General features: G+C 62.7%; 8 protein-coding genes and 2 riboswitches. Of the genes, 2 read left to right on the top strand and 6 right to left on the bottom strand.

What is annotated here, in order from left to right; all coding sequences use genetic code 11:
- From J7J55_02700 to J7J55_02685, 4 genes are all read right to left on the bottom strand, one after another.
- A partial coding sequence (locus J7J55_02700; protein ID MCD6141617.1) for a DNRLRE domain-containing protein occupies window positions 1-665 on the bottom strand: 665 nt, incomplete at its 3' end.
- A 21-nt stretch (window positions 666-686) separates the two neighbouring features.
- A riboswitch (cyclic di-GMP riboswitch) is annotated at window positions 687-761 on the bottom strand.
- Window positions 761-1,081, bottom strand: a complete 321-nt coding sequence (locus J7J55_02695; protein MCD6141616.1) for a hypothetical protein — start codon at window positions 1,079-1,081, stop codon at window positions 761-763. Its footprint overlaps the riboswitch before it by 1 nt.
- Before the next feature lie 54 nt (window positions 1,082-1,135).
- Window positions 1,136-1,211, bottom strand: a riboswitch (cyclic di-GMP riboswitch).
- A 101-nt stretch (window positions 1,212-1,312) separates the two neighbouring features.
- Complete coding sequence (locus J7J55_02690) at window positions 1,313-1,858, bottom strand: hypothetical protein (protein ID MCD6141615.1); 546 nt, start codon at window positions 1,856-1,858, stop codon at window positions 1,313-1,315.
- Window positions 1,859-1,865: 7 nt separating this feature from the next.
- Window positions 1,866-2,180 (bottom strand): nitroreductase family protein, encoded by a 315-nt coding sequence (locus J7J55_02685; GenBank protein MCD6141614.1) that lies wholly within the window; start codon window positions 2,178-2,180, stop codon window positions 1,866-1,868.
- Window positions 2,181-2,262: 82 nt separating this feature from the next.
- Here J7J55_02685 and J7J55_02680 point away from each other — a divergent pair, with 82 nt between their 5' ends.
- Both J7J55_02680 and J7J55_02675 read left to right on the top strand, forming a co-directional pair.
- Entirely contained in the window at window positions 2,263-3,639 is a 1,377-nt protein-coding gene (locus tag J7J55_02680) for a TldD/PmbA family protein (protein MCD6141613.1), read from the top strand.
- Complete coding sequence (locus J7J55_02675) at window positions 3,639-4,964, top strand: TldD/PmbA family protein (protein ID MCD6141612.1); 1,326 nt, start codon at window positions 3,639-3,641, stop codon at window positions 4,962-4,964. Before J7J55_02680 ends, J7J55_02675 begins: the two co-directional genes overlap by 1 nt.
- Before the next feature lie 91 nt (window positions 4,965-5,055).
- Here the strand turns inward: J7J55_02675 and J7J55_02670 are convergent, their stop codons facing one another.
- Together J7J55_02670 and J7J55_02665 are read right to left on the bottom strand one after the other, a co-directional pair.
- Complete coding sequence (locus tag J7J55_02670) at window positions 5,056-7,380, bottom strand: endonuclease MutS2 (protein MCD6141611.1); 2,325 nt, start codon at window positions 7,378-7,380, stop codon at window positions 5,056-5,058.
- Window positions 7,381-8,295: a nitronate monooxygenase gene (locus J7J55_02665; GenBank protein MCD6141610.1), complete on the bottom strand. Its 915-nt coding sequence runs from the start codon at window positions 8,293-8,295 to the stop codon at window positions 7,381-7,383. It lies immediately after the preceding gene.
- Between the last annotated feature and the right edge of the window lie 124 nt (window positions 8,296-8,419).

Here is an 8,419-nt window from a genome sequence, read left to right as displayed (position 1 = left end):
GTGTACACATCTGCATGCGTCTCTCCGGCCACCAGAGCGTGACACTCCTTGGTCACCTCAAGGTCCGCCTGACATGCAACGGTGATGACAAGACGTGGATTAACGTGATCGCAGTGTTCTTTTTCAGATGGGCTCTCATCGCTAAACTTGACGACAAAACCCACCTCGCTCGGGCTTCCGGAAAGAGCACTGCTCACGTTGAAAGTAATCGTCCCCGTGCCCCCGTTGTAGTGCCGGGTATTAAGAAGGGCGCCAGGTCCCGGCTGGGAACTCCATGTGATTGGACTACCACTCCAACTAGTACTATGCAGTGCCAGATCACCCGGGTCACCTCCGCAGGTAGGATCAATCTTGAACTTTGCAGAGACAATAGCCCCTGAGGGAAGAGCTGAAAGGTCGAAATAGTAATAGGTACGCCTGACGTTGTGCCCACCACAGTGGTGTTTAGGTCGAGCCCTCACATGGAGTAGACTTTGATCATAATTTGATTGATTTGGATGGTCATTATCCACCCAGGCTGTGTGTGTGACGGGTATTTCAACGGTTTGCGTACACTGAGAAGAGTACCCAACATGCGGAATAGCACCAATGATGATCAGAGAGGTAACAAAAATAAGCGCTATCAGCTCTATCAGTCCTCTACCTAAACCTACCCTCCTAACCATAATTCTACCTCCTCTTTCGAGGCTGGCAGCCCAGCTACCTGCGGGAGGTCTGTGGCTTTGCGTCCTGCCCTCGCGAGCAGTTTGCCTTTATCAGCTCAAGTTGCTTTGTTCCTTCCTTGAATCATCAACGCCCGATCGAGCGCCTCCTTCTCCACGAGTTCCTGTTCGAGAAGCACCTCGCCCAAGAGTTTGTCCGTGAACTTCTTCTTCTGCAGTTCCAGTCCCTGTGCCAGCGTGGATGGGGTAACCGCCCCGAGATCCATCAGAATCTCCCCGATCCGCTTCTCCCGTTCGAAGTACTCCTCCAGAATGGAGAGGATCACCGCGGAGCGGGACTTGCGCTCCCGCTTTCCCTTCATGTCCACCTGTTCCATCAGGTATGCGTCTCCTTCACTGTAGTAAATCGTTGTCTGCATCTTTCTACCCCCACTTTCTTGTACTGTTTTAAACGCAAAAGCCGAGCTGCCACTCCTGGCAGCCCGGCTACCTCGCGGCCCGTGGCTTTGCGCCCCTATCGCTTTTTCGATAGGTTTGCCTTTTTCAGGATCATTAACTACTTGTTGCCATTATACAGATTTCTCGGTCGGTGTCAAGTGCAGGCGGAGGAAACTAACCCGCTGAAATACGGTAATCCAGACAGAGAACGATTAAATCAATCTCCGAATTTCGTGGTACAGGGCACGCAGCGCGATGCGCAGTTTGTCCAGGAACCTGATTCGCAACCCCCGCGGCCACTTCCACACAATCCCGACGATGAGGAGGACGACGAGGACCGTGAGGAGGAAGTGGAGGAACCCGGAGGAGAGGCTCAGGATGAGCACGAGCAACCCAATCAGCCCAAGAAGGAGGAGGTCTGCCGCGGTGAGGCGGCGCAGTTGGTAGTCCACCTCCCGGCGCAGGGAGCGGATCGCGACCCGTAGCTTGTCGATGAACCTTCCCCGCATCCCGCGCGGCCACTTCCAGGCAATCCCGATCAGCCCAAGGATGATGAGGACGTCGAGCAGGTTCCCGAGGACGTGAAGCGCGACGGCAAGGACAAACTCGAGTGCGATGACGACCAATGCAAGCAGTCCTAACGCGAGTGCGAGCGGCGAATCGAATACAATCGCGAATAGGAGTTCAGCGGGAAAGATAAATGCAAGTAGGATTACCAACAGTATTCCCCGCACAAGCCAGGCAAACAGCGCCATCATACCATCCTCATATATATCGCGCTAGTTTTGCAAGTGGAAGGCGGTCGGGCCGGGGCGGAGCCTCGCCAGGACGCCCGATCGGGATCAGCGCCGCGAGCTCTTCGGTATCTTTCGTCACTGGTGCGGTCGCGATCATGCGGTCCTGCGGGGCGAGTCGGGCGAGGGCGCGGCGCTTTCCGCCGCTTCGCACCACCACGAACCGCCACGGCTGGGTGTTCTTTCCGGACGGGGCCCAGCGGCCCGCCGCGCGGATTTCCGCCAAGGCGTGATCCGAACGGCGTACGCTCCATCGATCACGAATCGCTTTCAGCACCTGATTCATCTCCCTTGTAACTCCCTTCATCTGGCGACGGGGTTATCCTACCGTTAGAATGGGACAGGTTGCAACCGAAAAGGAGGTATTCGTGGAGGAAGCGATAAGACGGGCGTTGGAGAGGAGTGGAGCCGATTATGCCGAGGTGCGGCTCGAGCGGGCATCGCGTAGTCAGGTATTGTTTCGCAAAGACAAGTTGGAGAACCTCGAGCGGTCAGTTGAGTCCGGAGGAATCGTGCGGTGCCTCAAGGACGGGGGGTGGGGGATAGCGGTGTTCAACGATGTCTCCGAGCTACCAGAAAAGGTGGCGGAGGCTACCCGGTTCGCGAAGCTGGTCAGCAAGCACTCCGACGAGGAGGTAAGGCTCGCTTCGGTCGATCCGGTGCAGGAGACGGTGCGGGCCACGCTGGATCGCGACTTCCGCGAGGTTCCCCTCGAAGAGAAGAAGAAGCTCATGGAGGAGTACAACCGGATCATCCTCTCGCATGACAAGCGGATCGTCTCCTCGACAGTGCGCTACACCGATTCGTTCCGCGAGTTGACGTTCGCCAACTCCGAGGGGACGTACATCGTGCAGGAGATCCCGGACATCACCCTGATGCTCGCCGCGGTGGCGAGCGACTCGCCGCAGAACATCCAGCAGGGGTTCGAATCTCTGGGGACGGCGGCCGGGTTCGAGTACGTTCTCGGACGGGAATCGGACGCGCAGGCGGCGGCGCAGCGGGCGGTCGACCTCCTCACCGCCCGGCCGGTGAAGGGGGGAAAGTACACGGTGATCCTCGACCCGGCCCTGGCCGGGGTGTTCATCCATGAGGCATTCGGCCACTTCTGCGAGGCCGATTTCCTGTACAAGAACGAGCGGCTGCGCAAGATCATGCAGCTTGGGACCCGATTCGGCAACGATGATCTGAACGTGGTCGATGAGGGATACATCCCTGGCCTGCGTGGGAACGTCCCCTACGATGATGAGGGAACACCACGGGCGAAGACCTACCTGATCAAGAACGGAATCCTTGCTGGGCTTCTCCATTCGCGCGAGACCGCGGCGCGGATGGGAGCCGAGCCGACGGGAAATGCGCGCGCTGTCTCCTACGAGTACGAACCGATCGTGCGCATGACCAATACCTACATCGAGCCCGGACCGCACTCGTTTGAGGAGCTGATCTCCGGGATCGATCACGGGGTGTACGCGGTGCGGGCGTTCGGCGGGCAGACGGTGTTCGAGCAGTTCACCTTCTCCGCGGCCTACGCCTACGAGATCGAGCATGGCGAGATCGGAGAGATGCTGAAGGATGTCGTTCTGACCGGAAACGTGTTCGAGACGCTGCGCTCGATCGAGATGATCGGGAACGACCTCAAGATGTTCGGGGGCGCGGGCGGATGCGGGAAGGAAGGGCAATTCCCCCTCCCGGTCACCGACGGGGCGCCGCACATCCGAATCGCAAACGTAACGATAGGAGGGAAGTGATGGATAAGCTGCTGAAGAGCCTCGCAGGGAAGGTCGACCAAGCCGAGGTCTATCGGTTGAGCGGGCGGGCCGTTCCGGTCAACTTCCGTTCCGGCAAGCTGGAGTCGATCAAGAGCCACGCGATCGACGGGATCGCCCTGCGGGTGATCGTGAACGGACGACTCGGGTTTGCCACTTCGACCGACCTATCCGATCCATCCGAGCTGATCGCCGCGGCACTCGACTCGGCGAAGTTCGGGGAACCCGCCGAGTTCTCGTTCGCCGCGGATACCACCCCGGTGCAGGCCGATGTTTACGACGAAGGGACGGCCGCCGTCCCGGAGGAGCGGTTGATCGAGCTCGGGGAGAAGGCGATCGCAGCGATCACTCGCGTCGATCCGAGCGCGGACGTGGGCGTCTCCATCACCCGCGAAGTGGAAACGGTGACGATCCTGAACACCAACGGACTCGAGCTCACCGAGCAGCGGACGACGATCTCAGGCGGGATCGAACTCAGTAAGGCGCAGACCGGAGACATCTTCATGCTGTTCGACGGTACCCAGGCACGTTACTTCTCCGAGTTCGATATGGATCGACTCGTCGACAGATTGATCCGGTACCTCGAGTACGGAAAGGAGATCGTGACGGTGAAGAGTGGGACGATGCCGGTCGTCTTCACCCCGAACGGGACGCTCGCCCTCCTCCTTCCTCTCATGATGGGGTTCAACGGAAAGTCGGTGTACATGGGAACGTCTCCCCTCAAAGGAAGAGTAGGGGAAAAGGCGTTCGACGCACGGTTCTCACTGACCGACGACGGAACGATCCCCCGCGGCCCGCACAGCTCCGGGTTCGACGACGAGGGGACGGCGACGATGCGCACCCCGCTCGCCGAGGAAGGGGTAATCGCTGGATTCATCTACGACCGCCGCACCGCCGCCCTCGCCGGGGTTGAACCGACCGGGAATGGGTACAAGTCAGGCCTGTTCGGCGGGGGTGGGTTCCGCACCCCGCCCGGCCCCGGAGCGAGCAACGTGATCGTATCTCCGGGCGACATTCCGGAGGAGGAGCTGATATCTGGGATCGAACACGGCTTGCTGGTGGAGAGCGTCCTCGGACTCGGACAAGGGAACCTCGCCTCCGGGGAGTTCTCCAACAACGTGGCAGTGGCGTTCAAGATCGAGAACGGAAAGATCGTCGGCCGGGTCAAGAACACCATGATCGCCGGCAACTCGTATGAACTGCTCAAGGACCACCTGATCGGCCTCGGCAAGGAGACGCGGTTCGTGCACGGAACCCTCTCCACCCCGATGATCGCGGTCGACAACGTGAACGTGGTCGGCGGGTGAGCCTTGCCACACCGCGGAGGCGCAGAGCGCGCAGAGGAAAGAAAGATTAAGAATATTTGGGTCTCCGCGTTCTCTGCGTCTCTGCGGTGTATTATCCTTTGAGCTCGAACACCGTGACTCCGTCGCCGCCCTCGCGCGGGGGAGCGGGGCCGACGCTTTTCACGAACGAGCACGACGACAGGTAGCTTCGGATCGCGTCGCGCAGCGCTCCGGTCCCCTTCCCATGCAGTACGCTTGCTCGGCGCACATCGGCGAGCAACAGCCGATCGAGGTAGCGCTCGAGCTCGGCGAGGGCAGCGGCGACCGTCATTCCGCGCACGTTGAGCTGCAACGAGACCTGGGATGGGGCCGCCGGGCGGGAGATCCGCTCCCGTGGCGGACGGGAAGGGAGAGCCGGTGGGGCGGGCTCGAGATCGCTGATCTTGGTCCTGAACCGCTTCCCATCCACGTCGACCGTCGCCCGTTCTCCATCGAGCTCGACGATCGTCCCGCGGGCGTCGAGCGGTCTGATCCGCACCGAATCCCCGCGCGCGAACCGGTGCTCCTTCCCGGCGTCCTCCGCCCGTCCGGCACGGGACTCGAGCTCGGCGCGCAGCTCGGTGATCCGCCGGTGGGCGTTGCGCATCGCGGCGCGCGATTCTTCCGCCCGCGCCGCGGCGAGGAGGCGCTCGGCCTCCTGTTGCGCCTCCCGAAGGAACGAACCCAGCTCCTTGAGGTTGCGCGCAATCTCTTCCTCCTTGCGGGCCTCGAACGCGGCAAGCCGTCCCTCGAATTCCTCCCGGAGCCGCTGCGCATTCGCCAACTCCGCCGCGGCGCGACGACGGTAGTCGGCGAGTGACCGCTGTTCCCGCTGGAGCTGCTCGATGATGTCCTCGGCCTTGATCTCCCCCTTGGCGAGGAACTCTCGCGCCCGGGCGACCAGCGCCGCGTCGAGCCCGAGGTTGCGCGCGATGATGAACGCGTTGCTTCGCCCCGGGATCCCCTCTATCAGGTGGAACGTGGGGGCGAGGCTCTCCGGATCGAACTCCATCGACGCGGTCTTCACCCGCGGGTGGCGGATGGCGAAGTACTTGAGCGGGGTGAGGTGGGTGGAGACGACGACGAGGGCTTCCACCTCGAGGAGCCGCTCCAGGATCGCCAGCCCGAGCGCCGCCCCTTCCTGCGGATCGGTCCCGGCCCCGAGCTCGTCCAACAGAACGAGGGAGTCGGAGTCGACCTCGTCCAGGATGGAGACGATGTTCTTCATGTGAGCGGAGAAGGTGGACAGGTTCTGCTCCAAAGATTGCTCGTCTCCGATATCGGTCCGCACCCGGGAGACGAGCGCGAGCTCGGAGTCCGGGGAGGCGGGGATCGGGATCCCGGATTGAGCCATCAGGGTGAGAAGCCCGATCGTGCGCAGGGTCACCGTCTTCCCCCCGGTGTTCGGTCCGGTGATCACCATCACTCTGGTCTTTCCCCCCAGACTGGCCGAGATCGGGACGACCCGGTCGGGCGGGATGAGGGGATGACGCGCATCGAGGAGGCGGATCTCACCGGAGAACCGGGGGAATGCACACCGGTTTTCCACCCCGTACCGGGCGCGGGCGAACAGGGAATCGATCCGGGCTAAGACCTCCCGGTCGCGCAGGAAGCGGCGTGCCTCCCCGAGGAACGCCGCGGTCAACTCGCGCAGGAGTCGGACCCGTTCCTGATGGATTTCGGCCTCGAGCTGCGCCGCGGTGTTGTTCTCCGGGACGATGGAGGTCGGCTCAGCGTACAGGGTCTGGCCGGTGGCGGAGCGATCGTGCACCACGAACTCCGCTGCGCCGATCGCCCCTGATTTGACCGGGATGACGAGCCGCCCCCCGCGACGGGTGATCACCGCCTCGCCGATGAGCTCCGGGTTCCGCGCCATGAACTCCCGCAGCCGCCGCGCGATCCGCTCCTCCACGGCGCGCCGCTTCGCCGTCAGCCGGGCGAGGAGCGGAGATGCGTCGTCGCGGACCTCACCCGCCTCGTCGACCGTGCGGTAGATCCGGGTGGCCAAGCGGGAGTGGTCCGCGAGCTGCCGTGCGAGCCGCTGCAGCCGGGGAAGGTCATCCGCCGCGTCGAGGGCGGCGCGCACCCGTGCCGCAGCCTCGATGGTGGAAAGGATCGTCCCCCACTCCTCTCCATCCAAGTGGGTCCCTTCCCGTGCCCGTTCCAGAAGCGGGCGGAGGTCCTCAACCCCGCCCAACGGGAGACGGGGAGCGCGGGAGATGAATGCCGTCGCTTCCCGCACCGCTGCGATCTCCTCCTCGAGCGCAGCGCGGTCGGCGATCGGTTCCAGCCCGGCGATCGCCTCGCGACCGAGGGAGGATTGGGTGTAGCCGGAGACGAGCTCCTTCAACCGATCGAACTCGAGGTCGCGGATCGCCTTGGCGCTGGCGACGGTCATCTAGAAGCCTGCCCCCTCGGGGAGGAGCCGGCGGGCCTGGGTAACGATCTCGGCGATGATCTCCCGCACCGGCTTGATCTCGCGGATCATCCCTGCCACCTGGCCGGCCATCAGGGAACCGGTCTCAAGGTCGCCGTCGTACACGGCGCGGCGCAGCCCCCCGACCGCCAATTTCTCGAACTCCTCGCGCGGCCGGCCCTCCTGCTCGTAGCGGGCGAAGGTCTTGGTCATCTTGTTGGCGATCGTGCGCACCGGGGCCCCGATGCTGCGGCCGGTGACGATCGTCGACCGTTCGTTCGCCTTCAGCACCGCCCGCTTGAAGTTCTCGTGCACCGGTGCCTCGACTGAGGCGAGAAAGCGTGTTCCTATCTGCACTCCCTCTGCGCCGAGGGCGAACGCGGCCGCGAGCCCGCGACCATCGGCGATCCCCCCGGCGGCGACCACCGGGATCTCGACCGCGTCAGCAACCTGGGGGACGAGGACGAACGTCGTCACCTCCCCGACGTGTCCGCCCGACTCCATCCCCTCGGCAACAACCCCGTCCGCTCCGGCCCGGGCCATCCGCACCGCCAGTGCAACAGCCGGAACGACGGGAAAGATCTTGATCCCGCGGGCCTTCAATCGATCGATGTACTTGGCCGGGTTTCCGGCCCCGGTCGTCACCATCGCCACCCCGGCGTCGAGGACGACCTCCACCTGCGCATCGATGTTGGGATCCATCAGCATCAGGTTCACCCCGAACGGCCGGTCCGTCATTTCGCGCACTCTCTCGATCTCCGCCGCAAGGACGTCGGGCGGCATCCCACCCGAGCCGATGATCCCGAGCCCGCCCGCGGCGGAGACAGCGGAGACCAGCGGCGCGCGTGACACGTGCGCCATCCCTCCAAGGAAGATCGGGTATTCGATTCCCAACATCTCACAGATCCGATTCACAACTCCCCCTTATCTGACAGTAGCTATCACTAAAATAATACCACAGAAGTTTTTGATAGCCATAGAAAAAGTTCTACCCTGCAGCAAATGTGAATTTGTCCTGCTC

This window comes from Candidatus Bipolaricaulota bacterium (assembly GCA_021159055.1).
Taxonomy (GTDB): Bacteria; Bipolaricaulota; Bipolaricaulia; order UBA7950; family UBA9294; genus S016-54.
The sequence above is the reverse complement of the archived record's forward strand: the minus strand, read 5'-3'. Positions and strand labels throughout refer to the sequence as shown.